The sequence below is a fragment of the Pantoea sp. SJZ147 genome (genome assembly GCF_007828605.1).
GTDB lineage: Bacteria > Pseudomonadota > Gammaproteobacteria > Enterobacterales > Enterobacteriaceae > Pantoea > Pantoea allii.
In genome coordinates, this window is sequence record NZ_VIVB01000007.1 from 206,247 (window position 1) to 226,570 (window position 20,324).

General features: G+C 54.8%; 21 protein-coding genes. 19 read left to right on the forward strand and 2 right to left on the reverse strand.

Features of this window, described 5'->3' with window-relative positions:
• The 19 genes from pilO2 (at nucleotide 1) to FBY13_RS12375 (ending at nucleotide 19,393) form a co-directional block, all read left to right on the forward strand.
• A complete protein-coding gene (pilO2, locus tag FBY13_RS12285) occupies nucleotides 1-1,290 on the forward strand; it encodes a type 4b pilus protein PilO2 (RefSeq protein ID WP_145394278.1) in 1,290 nt (429 codons plus the stop codon).
• A complete protein-coding gene (pilP, locus tag FBY13_RS12290) occupies nucleotides 1,277-1,780 on the forward strand; it encodes a type IV pilus biogenesis protein PilP (RefSeq protein WP_145394279.1) in 504 nt (167 codons plus the stop codon). Before pilO2 ends, pilP begins: the two co-directional genes overlap by 14 nt.
• Before the next feature lie 7 nt (nucleotides 1,781-1,787).
• Complete coding sequence (locus FBY13_RS12295; RefSeq protein ID WP_145394280.1) at nucleotides 1,788-3,350, forward strand: GspE/PulE family protein; 1,563 nt, start codon at nucleotides 1,788-1,790, stop codon at nucleotides 3,348-3,350.
• Nucleotides 3,340-4,455: a type II secretion system F family protein gene (locus tag FBY13_RS12300; RefSeq protein WP_145394281.1), complete on the forward strand. Its 1,116-nt coding sequence runs from the start codon at nucleotides 3,340-3,342 to the stop codon at nucleotides 4,453-4,455. Before FBY13_RS12295 ends, FBY13_RS12300 begins: the two co-directional genes overlap by 11 nt.
• 9 nt (nucleotides 4,456-4,464) lie before the next feature.
• Nucleotides 4,465-5,049 (forward strand): type 4 pilus major pilin, encoded by a 585-nt coding sequence (locus FBY13_RS12305; protein WP_024472205.1) that lies wholly within the window; start codon nucleotides 4,465-4,467, stop codon nucleotides 5,047-5,049.
• Nucleotides 5,050-5,053: 4 nt separating this feature from the next.
• Complete coding sequence (locus FBY13_RS12310; protein WP_145394282.1) at nucleotides 5,054-5,539, forward strand: lytic transglycosylase domain-containing protein; 486 nt, start codon at nucleotides 5,054-5,056, stop codon at nucleotides 5,537-5,539.
• Nucleotides 5,536-6,222 (forward strand): potassium transporter TrkH, encoded by a 687-nt coding sequence (locus FBY13_RS12315; protein WP_145394283.1) that lies wholly within the window; start codon nucleotides 5,536-5,538, stop codon nucleotides 6,220-6,222. Before FBY13_RS12310 ends, FBY13_RS12315 begins: the two co-directional genes overlap by 4 nt.
• Before the next feature lie 5 nt (nucleotides 6,223-6,227).
• Nucleotides 6,228-7,658, forward strand: coding sequence for a shufflon system plasmid conjugative transfer pilus tip adhesin PilV (pilV, locus tag FBY13_RS12320; RefSeq protein WP_145394284.1), 1,431 nt, complete (start codon nucleotides 6,228-6,230; stop codon nucleotides 7,656-7,658).
• 273 nt (nucleotides 7,659-7,931) lie between these two features.
• The gene (locus tag FBY13_RS12325; RefSeq protein WP_145394285.1) at nucleotides 7,932-8,249 is read left to right on the forward strand and encodes a hypothetical protein; all 318 of its coding nucleotides are present in this window, start codon (nucleotides 7,932-7,934) and stop codon (nucleotides 8,247-8,249) included.
• A complete protein-coding gene (locus FBY13_RS12330; RefSeq protein WP_105080712.1) occupies nucleotides 8,239-11,574 on the forward strand; it encodes a hypothetical protein in 3,336 nt (1,111 codons plus the stop codon). Before FBY13_RS12325 ends, FBY13_RS12330 begins: the two co-directional genes overlap by 11 nt.
• Nucleotides 11,575-11,967: 393 nt before the next feature.
• Nucleotides 11,968-12,807 carry a plasmid transfer protein gene (locus FBY13_RS12335; protein WP_255474487.1) on the forward strand — a complete coding sequence of 280 codons (840 nt, stop codon included), beginning with the start codon at nucleotides 11,968-11,970 and terminating at the stop codon, nucleotides 12,805-12,807.
• 11 nt (nucleotides 12,808-12,818) lie between these two features.
• The gene (locus FBY13_RS12340) at nucleotides 12,819-13,532 is read left to right on the forward strand and encodes a TIGR03759 family integrating conjugative element protein (RefSeq protein ID WP_105080710.1); all 714 of its coding nucleotides are present in this window, start codon (nucleotides 12,819-12,821) and stop codon (nucleotides 13,530-13,532) included.
• Entirely contained in the window at nucleotides 13,511-14,128 is a 618-nt protein-coding gene (locus FBY13_RS12345; RefSeq protein WP_105080709.1) for a transglycosylase SLT domain-containing protein, read from the forward strand. Before FBY13_RS12340 ends, FBY13_RS12345 begins: the two co-directional genes overlap by 22 nt.
• The gene (locus FBY13_RS12350) at nucleotides 14,125-14,655 is read left to right on the forward strand and encodes an integrating conjugative element protein (protein WP_105080708.1); all 531 of its coding nucleotides are present in this window, start codon (nucleotides 14,125-14,127) and stop codon (nucleotides 14,653-14,655) included. The genes FBY13_RS12345 and FBY13_RS12350 overlap by 4 nt, the downstream gene beginning before the upstream one ends.
• Nucleotides 14,655-15,287, forward strand: a complete 633-nt coding sequence (locus FBY13_RS12355; protein WP_105080707.1) for a restriction endonuclease — start codon at nucleotides 14,655-14,657, stop codon at nucleotides 15,285-15,287. The genes FBY13_RS12350 and FBY13_RS12355 overlap by 1 nt, the downstream gene beginning before the upstream one ends.
• 11 nt (nucleotides 15,288-15,298) lie before the next feature.
• Complete coding sequence (locus FBY13_RS12360; RefSeq protein WP_105080706.1) at nucleotides 15,299-15,757, forward strand: hypothetical protein; 459 nt, start codon at nucleotides 15,299-15,301, stop codon at nucleotides 15,755-15,757.
• A gap of 3 nt (nucleotides 15,758-15,760) precedes the next feature.
• Nucleotides 15,761-16,534, forward strand: coding sequence for a hypothetical protein (locus tag FBY13_RS12365; RefSeq protein ID WP_145394287.1), 774 nt, complete (start codon nucleotides 15,761-15,763; stop codon nucleotides 16,532-16,534).
• Nucleotides 16,531-18,645 carry a type IV conjugative transfer system coupling protein TraD gene (traD, locus tag FBY13_RS12370; protein WP_145394288.1) on the forward strand — a complete coding sequence of 705 codons (2,115 nt, stop codon included), beginning with the start codon at nucleotides 16,531-16,533 and terminating at the stop codon, nucleotides 18,643-18,645. Before FBY13_RS12365 ends, traD begins: the two co-directional genes overlap by 4 nt.
• Nucleotides 18,632-19,393, forward strand: coding sequence for a TIGR03747 family integrating conjugative element membrane protein (locus FBY13_RS12375; protein ID WP_105080703.1), 762 nt, complete (start codon nucleotides 18,632-18,634; stop codon nucleotides 19,391-19,393). Before traD ends, FBY13_RS12375 begins: the two co-directional genes overlap by 14 nt.
• 79 nt (nucleotides 19,394-19,472) lie before the next feature.
• Here the strand turns inward: FBY13_RS12375 and FBY13_RS12380 are convergent, their stop codons facing one another.
• Both FBY13_RS12380 and FBY13_RS12385 read right to left on the reverse strand, forming a co-directional pair.
• A complete protein-coding gene (locus FBY13_RS12380) occupies nucleotides 19,473-19,787 on the reverse strand; it encodes a DUF1493 family protein (protein WP_105080702.1) in 315 nt (104 codons plus the stop codon).
• Between the two features lie 4 nt (nucleotides 19,788-19,791).
• Entirely contained in the window at nucleotides 19,792-20,235 is a 444-nt protein-coding gene (locus FBY13_RS12385) for an STM2901 family protein (RefSeq protein WP_105080701.1), read from the reverse strand.
• Between the last annotated feature and the right edge of the window lie 89 nt (nucleotides 20,236-20,324).

Below are 20,324 nucleotides of genomic sequence, written 5' to 3' on the forward strand. Positions count from 1 at the left end.
ATGAAAACCTCTAAAAAAGCGTCACGCCTGCTCAGCTCCGGCGTAACGGTCAGGGACAGAAAAAACCGCCGCGAATGGGTGGCCGGTATGGAGTGGGAGGAGGCACAGTCCGGTATTCAGTGGCTCCGCCACGGCACCCGTGCAGCGGACACGCACTACCGGATTCAGGGGGCCCATCCGCATGCTCTGGTGGGTAATGTTTCTCCGGGCCGGACCCGCAGCGGCCTGTATTCACTGGCTCTGGCCTTTCAGCTCAAAGAAAGCGGCAATGCCTGGGGTATATACCGGCTGAGCCGTGAGCATGACAGCTGGGTGTTTCTTGCCATAAGCAACGGGCACCTCTCGGTCATGGGCGACTTCACCGGCACCCGGGCTGATGCAGAGTCCGCCGCCAGAAATTTCCTGCATTTTAACGATTCCGAATCGGGTGAATTCCGCTGTGTTGCAGCAGCTGATGAGGATACTGATGTTCTGTCTGTTGCCTATGGCCTCACAGGCGCTCAGCTCAAACGCTGCCGTCTCCGCCGTCGCCTGAGCCCGGCGCAAGTCGCACTCCCTTCACTGTTGCTGATGGTGTTGCTGTATGCCGGCTGGTATGCCAGAGACACCCTCAGCGAACGGGCGAGACAGGCCGCCGATGAAGCCGCGTTCCGCACAAGGATGGCCATGACGCCGGCAAAACCTGTGCTGCCTGCATCAGCGCCGCATCCCTGGGCACATCAGCTGCCGGTGCCTGTGATGCTCAGCTTCTGTTGGCTGACGCGTGAACCGCTGTACGCCTCTGTTGCCGGCTGGCGTGTTTCAGATGCGGAATGCATTCCGAAGGGCATCCGCCTGCGCTACACCGCCACGCCGGGTGCCACGGTGAGTGATTTTGCCAGACGCGTCAAAGAGCTGTTTGGCCTTGATGCAGTCTTCAACCTTCAGGAGGGAGGCAAAAACGGGGATGTGTTTATCCCTGCCCGGGTTAACACGGGGATGTTTGAAGATGAAAAGCTGCCCGGTACTGATGCGCTTCTGATGCGCTTTATCTCTCACCTGCAGCGGCGAAACATTGATGTGAAGTTTGATGAAGTTAAGCCGCCTGTTCTCGCCCCCGGGCAGGAAATGAAAACAGCACCGCAGGACTGGCGGGAATTCACCTTCATCATCAACTCCCGCCTGCAGCCCGAGCTGCTGTTTCAGGGGCTGGATGCGACGGGGATTCGTCTCACGAGTGTGGCCATCACCATGAACGAGCAGGCGAAGTTCAATTACACCATTAAGGGGAGCGTTTATGCGCAGAAATAGCCCTGCAGTTATCTGTCTGCTGCTGTCATGGACGCTGATGTATCACGCTCAGGCAGCAGACAGCGGCTCTCTTCCGCCCAACGTTACCCTGGGCGAGCTGGAATCCGCTCAGGCACAAAACCTGTTGCTTGAGCAGAGGGTACAGACGGCGCGACTGCAGCAGCAGCTGCGTGAGAGCCAGGCCTCCGTCACCTCTGCGCCAGCGCTGTCAGCCGTCGTTCCGCCGCTCTCCTCTTACCCGCAGGCGGGGCAGATGCCGTCATCCTCCTCACAGGTAAAAGAGAGCAGCTCAGCAGCTCCTAAGTCTGCCGGCATCCGGCTGGTCGAGATTTACGGTAAGCCCGGCCAGTTGCGCGCCCGCCTGCTGTTGCCGAGCGGCGGTATCGCCGAGGTGGTGAAAGGCGACCAGATCCCCGGCACGGCAAAGCGTGTGACGGCCGTGACCGAAACGCTTGTGCGTCTCAGTGACGACACCGAACTTTCATTCTGAGGTGACCATGAAACCGGCTAAAGACATTGCTGACTTTGTGTTTGCAGAACAGCACCCAACCCTGGGCGTCACACTGCTGATTGATAAAAACCGCCGTCAGGACCCGGCCATACAGCGCTGGGCCGTGGATATGGCGAAACAGCACGCCGGGGCAAAAACGGAATTCGTTACGCTCAGTGAACTCAGCCAGCGCCGTGAAAGCGCTGTTGCCCAGGGGCTGATTGTCACGGAAAACGACCTCGACAAAAAAGACGTCAGCCGCTCCCAGGATAAGGTGCTGAGTTATTTCAGCCTCGCGTATGAGCTTAATTCCTCAGATATTCATTTTGAGATTAGCGCCGACCGCAAACTCACCATTATCAGGATGCGCATCCACGGTGAGCTTGAGGTGATTGATGAGCTCACCGATGAAGAAGGCATTACCCTCGTCTCAACGGTTTACATCTCTATGTGCGATGTCCGCGAACAGTCTTTTTACATGGGGCGTGAGCAGTCGGGCCGTGTTGACGCGAAGTTTGCACGTCAGGCCGGATTATACGGGGCGCGTTACGAGCATCGCGCCACGCCTGACGGGCTGTTTGTCGTTATGCGTATGATCCCTGATGACAGCAAAAATATCCCAACACTGGCTCAGCTTGGCTTCCTGCCCGGGCAAATCGGGCTTGTGATGCAGCTGCTCCGGCTGCCCTCGGGTATGGTGCTTCTGACGGGGCCAACCGGCTCAGGCAAGAGTGCCAGCATGCGCTCGTTCTGCGAGCTGTGGATGAAACTGACGGGCGGCAAAAAGCTGCTGCTGACCCTGGAGAACCCGACCGAAGGCCTGATGCCCGGCGCCATTCAGACGCAGGTTATGCCCGATGACAATAGTCCCGAAGCCATCAGCCGGGCGTGGAATAACGGCAATGCCTCTTCGCTCCGACTCGATCCGGATGCGCTGGGAACGGGTGAAATGCGTGACCTCTATTCCATCCTTGCAGCAATTTATGCCTGCGAGACAGGCCACCTTTTTTTCTCAACGCTGCATACCAAAACCCCAATCGGCGCCCTCCGGCGCATGGAGCTCTTCGGCATTGATCGCCGTCTTCTGGCTGACCCTTCCCTCATCGTCGGGCTGATAGGTCAGCGACTGGTGCCCCTGCTCTGCGAGAGCTGCAAAATTCCCTGGTCCGGTAAAATGCCTGAGCTCGATACGGAGACCCGCGAGCGACTGGAGAAATACTGCAACGTTGATGGGGTCTGCACACCACAGCAGCTTTTCTTTCGTAACCCTGAAGGTTGTGAATGCTGCAGAAAGGTCATTCCGTTCAACGGCCGGGTGGTCAGCAAAGGTGTTACAGGGCGTGCCGCAGTGGCAGAGGTCATGCGTACGGATGCCCGAATGATGAAAATCTGGCTTTCAGACGGGCCTGATGCAGCGCGTCTGGACTGGATCAAACGGGGGGGAATCTCACGCCTGATGCACCTCATGCGCTACCTTGCCGAAGGCAGGGTCGATCCGCTGGAAGCTGACCTGATTTGCCCCCTGGATGAAGACGAACACCTGCACAGTGAGGCGTCTCATGTCGCGTAATCTGCGTTTCAGGACAGAGCGGGACATGTCCCTTTTTGAACGATGCCGTTATCACGCCGTGAGACTGACCTTCACCGGCGCACACCGTCAGGTGTTTTACGAGAACATGCGTTTTCTGCTGGAAAACCGCAAGCCGCTGGATATTTCCCTGAAAATGATTGGCGATGTACACACCAGTTTTGGTGAGAAGTGGCATCCCTATCGGGAACTGATCGAAGACTGTCTCGAAGGGCTCAGCGATAACACCCCGGGGCGGTCGCTCAGCGACGTGCTGGCCATATGGGTGCCTTACGAAGAAGCCGCGCTAATCACTGCGGGAATACGGACAGGGAGGATTCCTGTCTCCCTGTTACAGGCAGACAAACTCATCAGAGCCCGACAGCGCATCCTTAATCAGGTGGTTTTTGCTTCTGTCTATCCGCTGGTACTGGTTGTACTGGGCGGGGGGCTGCTGGGCGTCAATAACCTCGCGCTTGTTCCGATGCTGAGTAACATTACCGACCCGGCAGGCTGGACGGGCGCTCTGGGCTTCATGAAAGATCTTTCGGACTGGACCGCTCAGTGGGGGCCTGCAACAGCATGTTCCGCTGCCGCTTTGTTTGTCGCCAGCCTGTGGTCCCTTCCCCGGTGGCGCGGTGGCGTGCGCCGCCTCGCCGATAACTTTCTGCCCTGGTCTTTATACAAGGACCTGCAGGGGGCAGTGTTTCTGATGAACACCGGTGCGCTTCTGGGTGCCGGGGTCCCTGAGCTTGAGGCACTGGAGCTTCTCAACGGTTTTGCTCCCCCATGGCTGCAGGAACGCATTGAGGCCGCCATGGACGCCATGAGCGAGGGGCATTCTCTCGGCATGGCGCTGCGTGAGAGCGGCTATGACTTCCCCAGTCGTGAGGCTGTTAACTACCTGTCACTGCTTGATGACGGCAAGGGGTCAGCCGAAATGATCAGCAACTATGCCGACCGCTGGCTTGAACAGACACTGAAACGTGTGGCCCGCAGGGCCAATACGACCAAATTTTTTTCAATGCTCATGATTCTGGGGTTCTTTGCACTCATCATTCTGATGGTCATGCAACTTCAGGATACAGGCTCATTTAACCTTCGCTGAGGACATGCCATGTCTGTTTCAAATAATACCGTAAAAATTCACCCTGACCGGGGCTGGGGTTTTAGTGAACAGGGCTATATCGCCCTGGGTTATCTCCTTGTTATTACCATTGTGGTAATCGCCGGCTGGAAACTGTTGCACAAAAAAGACACCGCCGTTGAGGTCACCAGCCTGCAGACCATGCTGAGCAACGGCGTGGCCCTTAAAGGACGTAACGGATACGATTACTCCAGCGGTGCCTCCATGACAGGCACCCTTATCAAAAGAGATCTCGCACCCTCCGGTTATACCGTTCACGGCACGCCATCGTCTGGTACTGCCACCCTGACAAACAGTTACGGTGGTCAGGTCGTCATCGCCCCGGTTGCGGTCAATGGCTACAATAACGCCTTTTCAGTGACAACCCAGAGCCTCCCGCAGTCAGCCTGTATTGATGTTGCATCCGGTATGAACTCATCGGGCACCTCCAACACGCTGACCATCAACAGCACGGATTTCAGCGATGGTGCCAGCTCTGAGACAATCGCACAGGCCTGTACCGCAGACAGCGGACGCACCGGCAATAACACGATTGTCGTGACCCATAACGGCTGATGTGATGTCTCGCCCGGTACTGATTGTGATGATGTTTATGACGCTGTTTTGTGCCCGCGCGCAGGCATTCTGCTTTGACGCGGCGGGCGCTAAATACCATATCGATCCGCTTCTGATTAAGGCGATCGCGACGGGTGAGAGCGGCCTGCGTCCGGGCGTTACCCACATCAATCGTGACCCGAAAACCGGGCGGGCCGTCAGCACGGATTACGGACTGATGCAGGTGAATTCTTCGCATATTCCGTCGCTTGTGGCGCAGGGGTTAATCAAAAGCCCGCAGGATCTGCTGACGAAACCCTGCCTCAACGTACAGACAGGCACCTGGATTCTGGCCTCGCATTTTCAGGTCTGTGGCGTCAGCTGGAACTGCCTGGGGTCGTACAACGCCGGATTTCGAAAAGACCGGCACGAAACCCGCGAGTCCTACGCCAACCGCGTTTATGCCATTTATAAAAAACTGCTGTTAAAAGAGCGGGGAATAAAACTGTGACACTGCTGACCCTGAGTATGCCCTGGCAGTTTACTGCCGCGCTGTTTCCTGTGTTTCTTTCACTGCTGAGCCTTATCGCCAAACACGTCCGTAAAAGCATCGGCCTGTATTATCTCCCCCGTAACCGGGGGGAACAGGAGTTCACCGCCGCTGCCGTCTGCTGGCTGTTTGCAGCGGCTGCCACGGCGGTCATGCTCTCTCCACTGTCACAGCGAATGCCGGCGTTTTTTTTCATCCTGTTTCTCTTCAGGCTGACGCTGACAGATGCCCTGACGGGGTTGCTGCCGCGACACATGACTGTCAGTTGTCTGCTGGCTGGGCTGGCGGCTTCACTATGGAAGCCCGTCAGTGAAGGTTCCGGCGCCGCGTTGTCTGTTCTGGCGGGTCACGCAGCTGCCTGCCTGGTCGTCCTCATCATAGTCGGTGCCTTACGGCAGTTCAGTATTATGCGCGACGGCAGAGAAAACCCTGCGCTGGGCGACGTGTTGCTGGCTGGCGCTGTCACCGGCTGGCTTGGATTTTCAAACGGCTGCTGGGCGATCGGAACAGGCTTTGTCATGTTTACACTCTGGCAGGCGCCGAAACGCCATACGGGCGAAGGCGGCCCGCTGGGACCATGGCTGTCAGCGGGCGCCGTGACAGTGACCCTGATTCAGCTCTATCAACCCATTGTGATCTGGTGAATAACATGCCTGCTCAAAAATCTCACGATCGTGGCTGGGCCATAGTCAGCACCGGGATTGCGCTCATGGTTATGCTTTATATGTCCGTCTGGGGCGGTTCGCTGGTACGCGACTGGAATGACAGACAAAACTGGCTCAGGAGCGCCACGCAGGCATCGCGGTTCACGCAGGCCGTGAAAAGCTACACGGGCCGCTACTACGATACGCTGCTGTCGACTGCGCCCGTCACGGTGACGCCGGCCATGCTGAAAAACACGGGTTTTCTGGAGCCGGGATTTACCGAAAACAACGATTATGGTCAGCAGTATCTGGCCACGGTGGTGCGAAATCCGTCCCAGAATAACCAGCTGCAGGCGCTGGTTTACACGCAGAATGGCAGTCCTTTGCCTTTTGTGGCCATGGATCAGATAGCCGTCAGCATCAACGCGGGTATGGGCGGCTACATTGATACAGCGGGCACTGTCACCGGCGCCCGGGGTGGCTGGTCGGCTCCTCTTCAGACCTTTAACGCAAACACCACGCCCGGCCATATCGCGGCACTTCTGACAACGGATGACCTCGGCGCCTCCCGTGCAGAGAGTGACCGGTTATACCGCTTTGCGGTGAACGGCAAACCCGACCTCAACACCATGCATACCAGTATCGATATGGGCGGAAATGACCTGAACAATACGGGTAATGTGAACGCGGCAAACGGCAATTTCAGCAGCAACGTCACGGCAAACGGCACCGTAACAGGTCAGGATGTGAATGCTCGCGGCAACATGTCTGCCGGCAGTAACATCACGGCGAACGGCGATATTCGCAGTAACAGTGGCTGGCTCATCACCCGGGACGGCAAAGGCTGGCTGGATGAAGCGCACGGCGGCGGTTTTTACATGTCGGATAACGATTGGGTTCGCGCGGTCAACGACAAGAGCATTTACACCGGCGGCCAGCTACAGGGCGGAACGGTCAGATCAAACGGCCGGCTCTCCACGGGAGATGTCCTGCAGCTTGACGGGGTAAACAATCCCGGTGCGGATTGCGGGCCAAACGGTCTGGTCAGCCGCGACTGGAGTGGCGGGATACTCTCCTGCAAAGATGGTAAATGGGTGGGGATGAAATCAAGCGGTCAGTACGGTGACCTAGGATACATCACGGGGCAGTATAATGGTTATAACGGTCAGCCTTATACCATTACCGTTTATGCTACGGGCGGCGCGTCAACTGTCCACAGACAAATTGGCGATGGTGACTGCTCTAACACTTATGACCTTGTCGGTTACGCTGGAGGAAAGTTTGTGGCGCAGGCGCACGACAACAATACGGGCTGGGCAAAGGCGGGATTTATCAGCTTTCAGGTTCCGGCAAATACGAGCTACAGCATCGTCTCCAATCCCTTACCCGAATACGGGTGTTCACCGGGCGCATTCAACGGTTTTGTTTACCAGTAACGAAATGCACTTCACAAGGTTATGACTTACACAACTAGGCATCATAATTCATCACTTTTGTGATACACATTCTATATATAGTAGTTAAAAATCACTTTTTGACTCTATATAATGTGCCTTGCTGAGAAAAATCTTAGTTTTAATAAAGCCCCGCCTATGGCGATTCGGACATGGATGCTACATTCATCTAGGAACGGTTTCTGCTAGTTATCTCGTTCGTTTCGCTTATTTCATAAGCTGTGCTCACTGAAAATTTACTAGAGGAATGAATAAATGGAACCCATCATCATGTCGCTTATCTCAAGTGCCGTTTATGACTTGGTAAAGGCGGGCGCAGTTCTCAGTTGTGAAAAGCTCAAAGGTGCCCTTACTCAGTTCATTACGAGTGAACGCCATGCAGAAATTATCGCTCAGAAAATCAGTCAGTTGGATATCAACCGGAGTATGAGCGAATACGCAATTGAGGAAAAACTTAAGAGTGAGCCAGCACTCGTGGAAATGCTAAGCAATCTTCCTAAGCAGGATCGCACTCTGACTCAAATCCACTATGGAAACGGCGACAATGTCGGCGGGAATAAATATGGCCGGTAAGCCGGAGAATTCTATTTTTCAGACCCACTCTGGACAGGGAAATAACATCGGCGGTCACAGCTTCGATCTTCGTGGCAGCCATTTTAATGCGGGTCTCATGCCGGAAAATCTCGTGGGAGCCATGCATATGATCTTGGATGATATAGCTGGATTTCGCCTTGAAGATGCCCGCAAAAGGCTGGCCAGTTTGGAACGCGTCAACTTTGGCGTGCAAGATAGCGACGATCTTATTGCGGTGCTCGATAACCTTTGTAATGTCATTGACGGTCGTTATGACAACATTGATAGCCAGAAGCTCCGACGTATTGCAAATGAAGCTACTAGCAACGATCTTGCCGATCTAGCTTTATCGGTACAGCTTCGTCTGCAGGTACGACGTAATGACGTGCCCGGTGCCACTGAGAGATACTGCTCTGCTCCGCGCTCCGGGAAGCATTCGCGCGCGATTTACTATGAATGCTTATGCGGGGAGGAGGAAGAGCTTCTAAAAGTCTTTGCAGCAAAAAAATATGCGCTCACGCGCCCTGAGCTTACAGGCCTCGCCACTGGCCTGCTTAGATTCAGCAACGGCAGACAGGCTGAGGAAGTGGCCAGGTTTATACAATCTGAATATGTAGGTGATTATAATGGCGCTGTGCTGAGTATACTGGCGCAGGCCACCCAGATTAATGCTTGCATTTCAGCACGATGCTACTGGCTGCTTTCGCAGTCTGACAAGGATGCAGTGGTCAAGTTGATTCACGACACGTTGACCCTTTCAGAAATGACCGACGGACGTGATCGGCGCCTATACAACATACTGTTGCCGGCTTTTGATTATGTTCAGGCTAATATACCTGCGCTTGAGAAGTTCTGTCTTGAGCACATTGAGATGATAGACGGTCTGAGTGCCGAATTTGCTTCAAGACTAAGATCCTTTTCGGAGGCTGAGACATCCGAAAACTTTGATGCTTCCGGTCAGATGGGAAATTTGGTCTTGCTTAAGGACAACGACCAAATAGCCGAAGAGGATTTTTTCCTGCTGGTGCGTTCCGGATATATTAATGAGATTAGGGATTGGACGCGTCGCGGTGGTCGAGTTCAAAGAGACCAAGGAACGCTTACTGATGCGGTCTTTTGCTTGATCGAGTGTTTATTCACTGTTCAGAAATCAGCTGAAACGCTCAAAAAGACTTTGGATGCGCTTATTTGTCGGCAAGATTTCAGCGATCTTAACCCGCATTTCATGCAAGTGTTGGCAAAAGAGATGCTGCTGTTAAAACGTCCTTTCGAAGCCGCATCCCTACTGGAAAAAGTCGTCGGTGACACGACTGAAGTATGGTGCTCCCCCCTTATGGAAACGCTATGTGAAGCTCTTTATAAAGCTAATCAGCACATCAAACTTGAGCGCATAGCCGGTATCATTAATCATCCAGACCGGACTCAGCTGTTTTTTCGTCTCAACATTGATAGCTGTCTAAGACACCGGAATCTGGAAAAGGCCCTTACTTTAATTAAAGAAGGACTTATCCTTTACCCCGAAAGTATCAGCCTGCAGTTTTCTCACCTAGTTTTCCTAAACTTATCAGGTAATAGTGAAGCCCTGTCTGAGGCCATTAGCGAACTTGATCTAACATTTCTTGAGGTGCCTTCTGAGCAAAATTTTGGTGCTATGCATTTCTTACGTGAACATGGCAGAAGAGAAGACGTTCAGGACATTCTGGTTAAATGGTTTGTTTCCGCTCCTGATAAGCACGCCCGCCTAGTATCACAATTCTGTCTTAACACCCTCACCGGGAATTCGCATCCACCTCCGCAAATCGCTTTCGCATCAGGTAACTGCCAGTGCGGTGTGGTTTGTGAGGTAAACGGAGAGGTGATGACGCGGATTATCTGCTCCCCGAATGCTGCACGCCATTCGGTTCTGCTTTCTGAAGACACCCCTTTGGCTAGAGAGTTACTAAAGATGCAGCCAGGAGACGAGGCACGAATGCCTATGCGCAAAATCCGTCTGCTGGAAAAAATACCTGTCTATGTTGCTGTATTTCGCCTATCGGCAGAATTGAGAAACTTGGCCTTTGATGGTGACGATGTTTTCTGCAGCCTCACCATTTCGGATGCAACAGAAGATATCTTGGGCTTTCTACAAGAACATCTTCCGCCACCTCATTTTGATTATGATCTCTTGGGCAACAGTAACCTGCCCCTGTCTATGCGAGCCTACAGAAATCAGGCAAGTGATCCTGTCGGCGCATGTTTACAGGCGCTGACCGATAGACGTTTTTCAAAGGCAACCCCATACGATACCGGTTTAAAAGGAAGTGACAGCCTTTTCACTGACCTCATCACTCTTGTCTACTTGGCTGCTACATCCCTGACGCATTATTTCGTGCAGAAGAGTATTACCCTGTATGTTTCACCTTATACATTAGAGCTCGTTGATGAATGGATTGATAGCGTTGAAAAGGGCGAATATAGGAAGTTAGGAGTAACTGAGGATCGCCGAATCGGTATTCTCAACGCAGAAACGGTAATGAATGATAGGTCAGGCATCTACCAGAATCTGAAAAACGTTCGGTCTGTAGTCACTGCCATAAAACCCAAGCCGGGCGACCTGCCTTGGGTTTTTTGCCTTCTTAGCGATGTTCTGCATCCTGTCAGCTTTGGCGAATATTATGCGGTCAGCGCCGGTGTATCCCCCTATTTCACCATAGACTCGGTTAGCGCAGGGTACGTACGTGTTGCATGCGGAGACGTAGTCTGCAATGCACGCCAACTGCTGATCGAGGCCGCAAAATCTCTTTCTTACGCTGAACGCGAAAGCGGAATCGCTCTCCATATTGTCAGCGCTCTTCCCCTTCCGCTCGTTCTTTCCGATGTTGAAAATCTTGCTTCATCTCACCGTTTAGCGGGGCCGGAGTGGCTATGTAACTTTCTCGGCATGCTTACGACAGCATTTCCTCCCGACGTAAACATTTATGAGTTCCTCGTCGGAGTTTACATGCGTTATGTACAAAATATTGCACGTCAGGGCGTGTATATATCCGTATCCGATCCATTCCTGACCGCAGAATCTCATCCCTATGGTGTAGGTTTAGACCGTGTCATGTATGCCTGCTGTGATTACCTGCTACGCGTTCCGGCCGCATGCTCGGCTGAAGATAAATTAATCACGCTTGCTTGCACTTTTATTTCCCAAAGTGGTGATTCAGATATATTCATCAGTAAGTTATGGCCTTATATGCAACGCTTTATGCAGGGACGATTTATGTCGTCAGTGGTGGTGGTTAACGGGATAAATTGCATTATGCGTGAAGTCCGACGCCGCCTGAACGAGAGTAAATAATAAGTATCATACTGCTAATATTGCTGTGTTATTCAGGTCTTACCCGACAGGCAAAGATGAGGTTGAAAAAGGGATGCACATCAAACCCTGCCCAAAATATACACTCGTATATGGTAGGTACAAATAACGTCTGATAAAAACATGTCAATGCGCATTATCTGCAGACACCGGCGGGACTAAACGAAGACAAGAAATGACTACATGGATGTAGTGCAGCCCTAATACTTAGATCTTGCACCAGCGTCAAACTGTCGGAGAAGTTTTCATGGGCGAAACATTTTACAAATCTTAACTTTAAATCTTTAAAAGTGGCTGATGAGTTAATCATAGCCAGTGCTGCGTTAATTTTGCACCTTATGGCCGTTCTGCTGTGCAGCCATAAGGAATTCACCGATGTCACTTTCCCATGCCTCACCTGATGAACTGGTTGCGCCTCTATCGGGGGCCAGCGTCACAACAGATGAGTCCGTTGTTTCTTCGCCAGCACCTGAAAAACGGCCGCCCGACATACGGCGACTGTTGCGTCAGGGTTGTGCTGCCATTGTGGTTATCGCTCTCCTTGGCACCCTGACGGCATCAGCGGTACTGCTTGTACGCGTGTCGAACCTGACTATCCGGGTTAACACCCTGGATGCCGCTTTCCGCAGCGGCGAGATTGGCCAGCTGTCTTCGAACGTGACCGCCATGCAGGAAAAGCTGAAAACGCTGGAAAAACAGGTATCAGCGCTTGCGCCGGTGCAGGACAAAATCACTTCGCTGTCGTCTGAACAGCTGAAACTCAGCACCCGTGTGAATCAGCTCAGCGATGCGAGTATTTCTGATCAGCAGTCAGTTGAACAACTGCAGCTACAGCTGGGGCAGCTCCGTCAGGAGGTTCAGACGTCAGCCTCGGCCGTTGAGGCACTGAAACAGCAGGCTGTGGCCACCCCAAAAGCACCCGAGCCGGAAAAAGCTAAGCCGCAGCCGTCTCAGAGGGCAGAGTCCTCGCCAAAAAAGGCTAAACGGTCAGTCCGGCACGCGGTGATGCCGGCTGCACCGTTTGAGCTGACCGGCATCGAACGTCGCGGCGGCCAGACCTTCGCCGTCGTCATTCCCCGTGGCGTCACCGTGATTTCCTCAATGCGCCTGCTCTCACCGGGGGACGGCTTTATGGGCTGGACCCTGCGTGCGCTTGAGGGCAACGCCGCGCTGTTCAGCGTTAACGGCAGTGCCGTTCGTCTTCAGGTTCAGTAAAAGGAAAACTCATGAAAAAAACACTGACCGCAGTTCTCATATTACTGCCGCTCTGGGCGCTGGCATCCACAGCGCAGACGCCGGCAGTTAACAGCCGTGTGGCACCGCTTCAGGAAAACACCTCTTCCAGTCTGAGCACTCAGCAGCAGGCCCGGCAGTGGGGGTTATCTGACAGCGACTGGAGCCGTTATCAGACGCTGATGAAGGGCGAGCGCGGGATCATGTCACCGGGTCTGGACCCACTCACGGCGCTCGGTGTGGAAACCGATAACAGCGCGGAACGACGTCGCCTGGCTGAGTTGTGGGTAAAACACGAATATCAGCGAACCGAGAAAGAGCTCGCTTTTCAGCGTGACGTCAACGCGGCCTGGCTTCGCCTCTATCCGGAAACGCTGGCGGTAAACATGGGCGCCAACGCGGCCGGCATTGCGCACGACACGCAGGGTCGCCTGGCGCTGTTCCTGAAGGAGAACTGCTCACGCTGTGATGCGCGTCTTGCCGCCGTGCTGGCTGATAACCGCCCCGTCGACCTGTATCTGGTCGGCATCGACAGCGATGACGGCCTGCGTGCCTGGGCCGTTAAGCACAACATTCCGGTGGAAAAAGTCCGCAGCCGTCAGATAACGCTAAATCACGACAATGGCCTGTGGTTCAGGTACGGCATGGGTCAGATGCCGGTCATTCTGCAGCAGGGGGAGACCGGATGGCAGGTCGCGGCGTACTGAAGAATGCAGCTGTTTTGGTCTGCCTTGTCAGCTGCGCCTGCCGTGCAGCTGACAGGCCTCAGGTCATTCCGGATGCCTACCGGCAGATAGCGGCAGCAGAACGCGTGCCGGCGGAGTCGCTTTATTCGCTGGCTATGGCGGAGAGCACCCGAAAAACCGCCTGGGGTACAAAACCCTGGCCGTGGACCATCAACGTTGCCGGGCGGGGTTATCACTATGACACGCGTGAAGCGGCCTTCACCGCGCTGCTGGGTTTCATGCAGCGCTGGCCGCTGAAGAACATTGATGTCGGCGTGGCGCAGGTCAACCTGGGCTGGAACGGGCATTTTTTTCCGACCTACCGCGACGCCTTTGACCCGTATCTCAACCTCCGTGCCGCCGCCCGCATACTCCGGGCCTGTTACGAAGCGCGTCCCGGCAGCTGGTTAAACGCGGCTGGCTGTTATCACCATCCGGCCGGCGGTAAAGAGGCGCAGACCTACATCGCCATCGTCCGCCGCAAGCTTGGCCAGATTGCCCCGGTGTCATCCGGTGCACAGTCTGTCACGCCGGTCGAGCTCGCCAGTAACTCCCTTACCTGGATCGAACCGAAATGATGAAACGCAACTGCTTTATCCGGAATGCTCTGTTCAGCGTATGTCTGCTCTCCGTCGTCACGGGGGCCAGCGCGGCGCTGGTTGTGGTCGGTGACCTGGGCGGTGAGTCCACGGCGCCGTACTTTGATGCCATCAACGCCGATAAAGATGCTGTTGTCGGTGCATCCTCTGTGCCGGCTGCGCCGCCTGAATCGCTGTCCATTTCCGACATGCTGCCCGTCAGCACGCCGGAAATGAGCCCGGGCCCTGTGTCGCCTCAGCCTCTTAAGCTTTCAGGCATGCCGCCGGTGTTTGTTGTGGGCGACGACAGCCTGTCAAAACAGTGGCTTTCACAGCATGCGGCAGCGCTCAGTCAGATGCGAGCCACAGGCATGGTCGTGAGCGTGAAGGACGCGGCTGCGCTGAGCGCGCTTCGTGCGCTGGCGCCGTCCACTGAAATGGTGCCGGTGAGCGGCGGTGACCTTGCCCGTCGCCTGCACATCGCCCATTACCCCGTGCTTATTACTGATAAGGGGCTGTCACAGTGATGCCGGTTACAGTTATTGCGGAGCTGGTAAGGGGACATCCGGTAAAGGTTGCGGTTGCTGTGGCGCTGGCCCTTGTTCTGGTGTCCCTGGTTTCTCCTTTCTGTCTCAGGAGCGCCAGTGCGCGTCGCCATCGCCACTATCAGAAACGCGCTGCATCAGCACTCTCCCGCCTGCCGCAGCTGCGTGACGATGCTGCCCGCATGGTCTGGCTGCGCAAAATGAATCCTTATGTTTTTGAGGAAATGTTGCTGACAGCATTATCCCGCCAGGGATTTCGTATCAAACGTAATGCCAGCTACAGCGGAGACGGCGGCATGGACGGTCAGGTCTGGATAGCCGGCCAGCGCTGGCTGATTCAGGCGAAGCGCTACGGGACCACTATCAACGCACAACACGTTGTTGCATTCGGAGAGCTGGCCCGTCAGGAAGCGTGCGGTGGGCTCTTCATCCATACCGGGCGCACGGGTGAAGTCAGTCGTGAAGCCTTCAGATGCTGGCCAAATGTCACGCTCATCAGCGGCCAGCGTCTGCTTCAGCTGCTTGCCGGCGACCGGCGCTGGCTGGACTTCCCCGACAACGTTCATCACCTGAAGCCGCAGTCTGGTTTCAGCGCCCCTTCATCCCGCCCTTGAGGTAGTCTGTTATGCGTATTTTCTTAAGAACCGTGCCGGTCGCTGCCATTAACCTGCTGCAGTCACTGAACGCAGTCCGTGCATTCAAATCCCTGTTCCTCCTTTTACTTAGCCTGCTGAATTATATGTTCCTGCTGTTTATGTACCTGCTGAAGCCCGTGTTTCTCTGGCCATTGATGTTCCTCTCCGCAGTCCTGACCCTCCTCATGATGGCGGTTCCTGTTCTTTTGTTTGCCAGTCCGGTGTTTACCCTGGGTAATGCCTCCAGCGGGCTTCTGAAGATAATCGATCAGTTCCCTGAAATGTGGCCGGTGTTAATCCTGCTGAGTCTCCAGATAGACATGCTGCTGTTTTTGCGTCGCGAATATAACCGCGAATTTACGAGGATATGTGATCGTATATTCAGACGGGAAATCGTCCATGCCGGGGCGGGTCGCGGTGGTGATGTAACAGATAAACAGAGAGGCTGAGCCATGAGCGATTTTCTGGCCAGAACTACAGCCAGCCCGCCTCACTGGGCCCGTGAAATTATCAGCGTCTGGGATGACACCCTGCTTCGTCAGCACAGTGACTTTCTCAGGCGACATTACTGGACTGAATCCGGCAGTATCAACGTATTCTGCATTAAGGGCACGTCGCATCCGGATTACCAGGGGCTGAGCTGGTTTGAGTTACTGCATCAGGGAAAACACATGACCAGAAACATCGCTCAGCTTGAGAGCCACCCGGCTTACTATGCTGATATGGCCATAAAACAGCCCTCAATGTGCTTTAACAGTTACAACGGCATTGAGTGGTATGTTGGCGTGGATGGCAATCACCGCAGTGCTCTGGCGCGTTTTTTGTTTCACGAACAGGAAAAGGCGTATCTGCACGGCGTGCAGTTGAATCACTATGAATTCGATGAATCACTCCTGACCGTCTTTCTCGCACTCCGTGAAGAGCTGGGACTGCACACGGCGCATGGCTGCCATGTGGATTTGAGCGTGAACCGCATACACAGGCGCAGAGATGATAATCCCGGCTGGAAAACCGATACATTTTCCACATCGCTCTATTTCAGTACCGGCGCATGGAGCCGGGATTGCCAGGATCACCCCGTAGTTAGCATGATGACAGTTCCCCGCGACATTGCAGATCCCACTGAAGGCTGGAAACTGCTGGTTTCACTCAGACTGTGGCGCGAACGGCGTGAGGCCAAACGTAACGATATTTTCAGATGGTTGTCAGACAGGAGACGGGCATGAGCGATCGTTATGTCATGGAGTCGCTGCTCCGTCCTGCCGTCGAGCTGTATTCGGCAACCGTGGCCGGCAGCGCAACATTCATTTGCCTGACGGCGCCCTGGTCTGTTGCGCTGGCGCCTTCAGTAAGCTGGGTGACCGCTGCCGGTTTTGGCGTGCTGGCGCTGAAGCGCACTTCTCAGGGATTAAAAATACTGCGCTACCGCCGCAATATACGCCGCCTTTCCCGCTATGCGCTGACCAGTGACCAGATACCGGTCAGCCGCCGGCACCTGTTCCTCGGCAAAGGTTTTCAGTGGTCGCCCCGGCACACGCAGCGGCTGATGGAAGCCCGCCGTCCTGAATGCGAAATCTACGTTCAGCCTTCGGTCATGTACCGCATGGCCCGCGAGCTGGAAAAAAAGATGGAGTACAGCCTGCCGTGGCTGTGCCGGATGACGTCGGCAGACTCTGCCTTAAATCCGTTCCGGCCGCTGCCGCCGGTCGGCGGCAGCTCGGTTTACCACGGCGTTGAGCCTGACGAGGTTAACGTCATGTCGGACCTGGGCGAGCGCGTGGGCCATATGCTGGTCATGGGCACCACCCGCGTCGGCAAAACCCGCCTGGCGGAGCTGATGATTACCCAGGATATCCGCAGGCGCAATGCCGCCGGCGAATTTGAGGTGGTCATCGTCTTTGACCCCAAAGGTGACGCAGACCTGCTCAGGCGCATGTATGCCGAATCGCACCGCGCCGGGCGTCAGGACAACTTCTGGGTGTTCCATCTGGGCTGGCCGGACATCAGCGCCCGCTATAACGCCGTGGGTCGTTTCAGTCGTATCTCCGAGGTGGCGTCGCGCGTCGCGGGGCAGCTATCAAATGAAGGCAATGCTGCCGCCTTCCGCGAGTTTGCCTGGCGGTTCGTTAACATTATTACCCGTGCGCTGGTCGCCCTTGGCCAGCGTCCGGATTACAGCCTGATCCTGCGTTACGTAACCAACATCGGCGAGCTGTATGAGACCTATGTCGATAACCTGCTGAGCGAAAAGGCTCCAGAGCTGGTCGCTTCGATGGAGGCCCGGATGGCGATCCCGGTAGCAGACAGAGATTTGCCCCGACACCTCCAGGGACGAGAGAACGGCAAGAAAATATGGGTCTCAGAGCAGGTGCTCGGCAGTCCTGAGGGTAAAAAGCTCTGGGACCCGGTGCTTGATGGTCTGCGCAGTGCGGTGCAGTATGACCGGACTTACTTCGACAAAATCGTGGCCTCGCTGCTGCCGCTGCTGGAAAAACTCACCACCGGCAAAACCGCCGCGCTGCTGGCACCCGATTACACCGACCTTAACGATCCGCGTCCGATACTCGACTGGCACAATATCATCAAATCCCGGGGCGTGGTTTACGTCGGCCTGGATGCGCTGTCTGACCCGGTGGTGGCCGCCGCCGTGGGGAACAGCATGTTTGCCGACCTGGTCTCTGAAGGTGGGCACATCTATAAGTTTGGTCTGGGTGATGAGGGTGACAAAAAAGCCGGTAAAGCCGTCATCAACCTGCACTGTGACGAGTTTAACGAGCTGATGGGAGATGAATTTATTCCGCTCATTAACAAGGGCGGCGGTGCCGGGTTTCAGGTCACGGCCTACACCCAGACGCTGTCCGACATTGAGGCCCGCATCGGAAATTCGGCTAAAGCCAGCCAGGTCATCGGTAACTTTAACTCCCTGGTCATGCTCCGTGTGAAAGAGAAAAACACGGCTATGCTCCTGACCGATCAGTTGCCTGAGGTGGGGGTGTACCAGAAAACCCTGACGTCAGGCGTGACCGACGTCTCCCGTCCGGGTGAAGGCACGGACTTTAACAGTAATGTCAGCGATCAGGTGACGCTGGTTAAGGTGCCGATGATAAGTCCGTCTGACATCATCAACCTGCCGAAAGGCCAGGCCTTTGCCCTGCTGGAAGGCGGACGGCTGTGGAAAATCCGGATGCCGCTGCCGGTCAGCGACGAGAGTGACCGATTTATGCCGGCGAGCCTGAAACAGCTGGCTGACACCATGGAGAAGAATTACCGCAGCGGCGAATCCTGGTGGACGGGTGGCGACGCCGGCATTCCGGGAGGCCTTCATGTCCCAGAATGACGGCGGGAACACACGGCAGAGTGCTCCCGCGAAACACGGACACCCGGGCCCTTTTACGCTGCTGCTGTGGGACATGCCGCTGAGCCTCATCGGCATCCTGACTGGTTCGCTGTTCGTCAGCCTGGGTGTTGAATATGCGTGCATGACGTTCCTCTGGCCAGACGAGGGTGCCATGCACAGCTATCAGGTGATGCTGGCCGAAAGTCACTGGCTGTCTTCGGGGTATACCCGAAGCCTGCTGATGGCCACGCCGGTGGAAACCATCACCCGATGGGTTCAGGCCGCCTGGCACTGGCTGTTTGTGGACAGCGGATTCAGTCACTGGCTGGCCTCTTTCAGGGAAACGAGCCGGAAAGGGAGCGGTCTCATTCCGGCCCTGAACGGCTTCGGCGCATCCCTCATCAGCTGGCTGGGAGAATACCTGCAGGCCACGCTCTGGGTGACGCTGATTTTCTTTATCCGCGTGATGATCCTGTTTCTCAGCATTCCGCTGTTCGGGCTGGTCATCATCACCGGTATCGTTGAGGGACTGGTCAGGCGTGACCTGCGTCGCTACGGGGCAGGCTACGAATCAAGTTTTGTCTATCACCACGCTAAACGCTTTATAAAACCTGCGCTGTACGGGCCCTGCATGCTGTATCTGGCCTGGCCGACGGCGGTGTGGCCAAATCTGTTTTTGCTGCCCTCTGCGCTGCTTGTTGGCGCAGTTCTTGCAGTAGTCACTGCCTCGTTTAAGAAGTATCTGTGATGTGTGGTTACGGGAACATGCCCGGAGGCCTGCGCTGCTGCAGGCTTTTTTTATCACTGGCTGAACAGATAAAGCGCGATCAGGGGAAAAGCCAACGGCCGGCTTCAGCAGACTCTATCAGCATTCTGACGGTAAGAGCGGCAGGTTCGTGGTGGTCCGTACGCATGTATTTGGGCAGTATGGCATTGGGCAGAAAGCGTATACCTTCATTGGGGAAGTATTTCCTGAACTCAAAATGGGTCAGGTCGACGCCAAATTTCTCGGCGTACTCCACCATAAAATCATAAGCATCTTCCGGCAACACCAGTTCCTTTCCGGTGCTCAGTGAAACGTCATCTGCCATTTCCCAGAAATGTTTTTTGATCAGGTTTCGCACCTCAACAGCAGTGTCCATGAACTTACTCCTTTTCACCCGTTATCAGACGATAACGATGGCGAACGTTATTCGTAATGATGTAGATGTCTCTGGCTGTGATAACGGCCCCAATCCAGGGCACCCAACGACCAATATAGGTCGCTACGTTGTTTGTATAGGCCCACTTACCGCGCACCATGCTCCCCAGGGTGAGTGTACGCCGCCTTTTACTGAAACGTTGGCGAATAAGCTTACGCGTCACCAGCGAAAGAACACTGGTTCCTTTGGTTGTTTTTTTAGCATCCAGCTTACCTGGAACAGAGATAAAAGGCAGGCTTGAGATCATAGAAGCAACGGCCAGAACGTCCGTAATGCCACTAAAGGTTTTCATAAATTCATCAAGAATCAGCCACATCAGCAACTCTTCTTTATCCACACTCATGCCGTCAAAGTAATACTTCCCGTCCAGCTGTTCGGTCGTGTCCATGTGACTTCAGCTCCGTCTGTCAATGCATTGTGTATTTAATCATCGCCCAGCCGGTGCGGTTTTTGCCAGAAACAATCTGCTTTTATTTT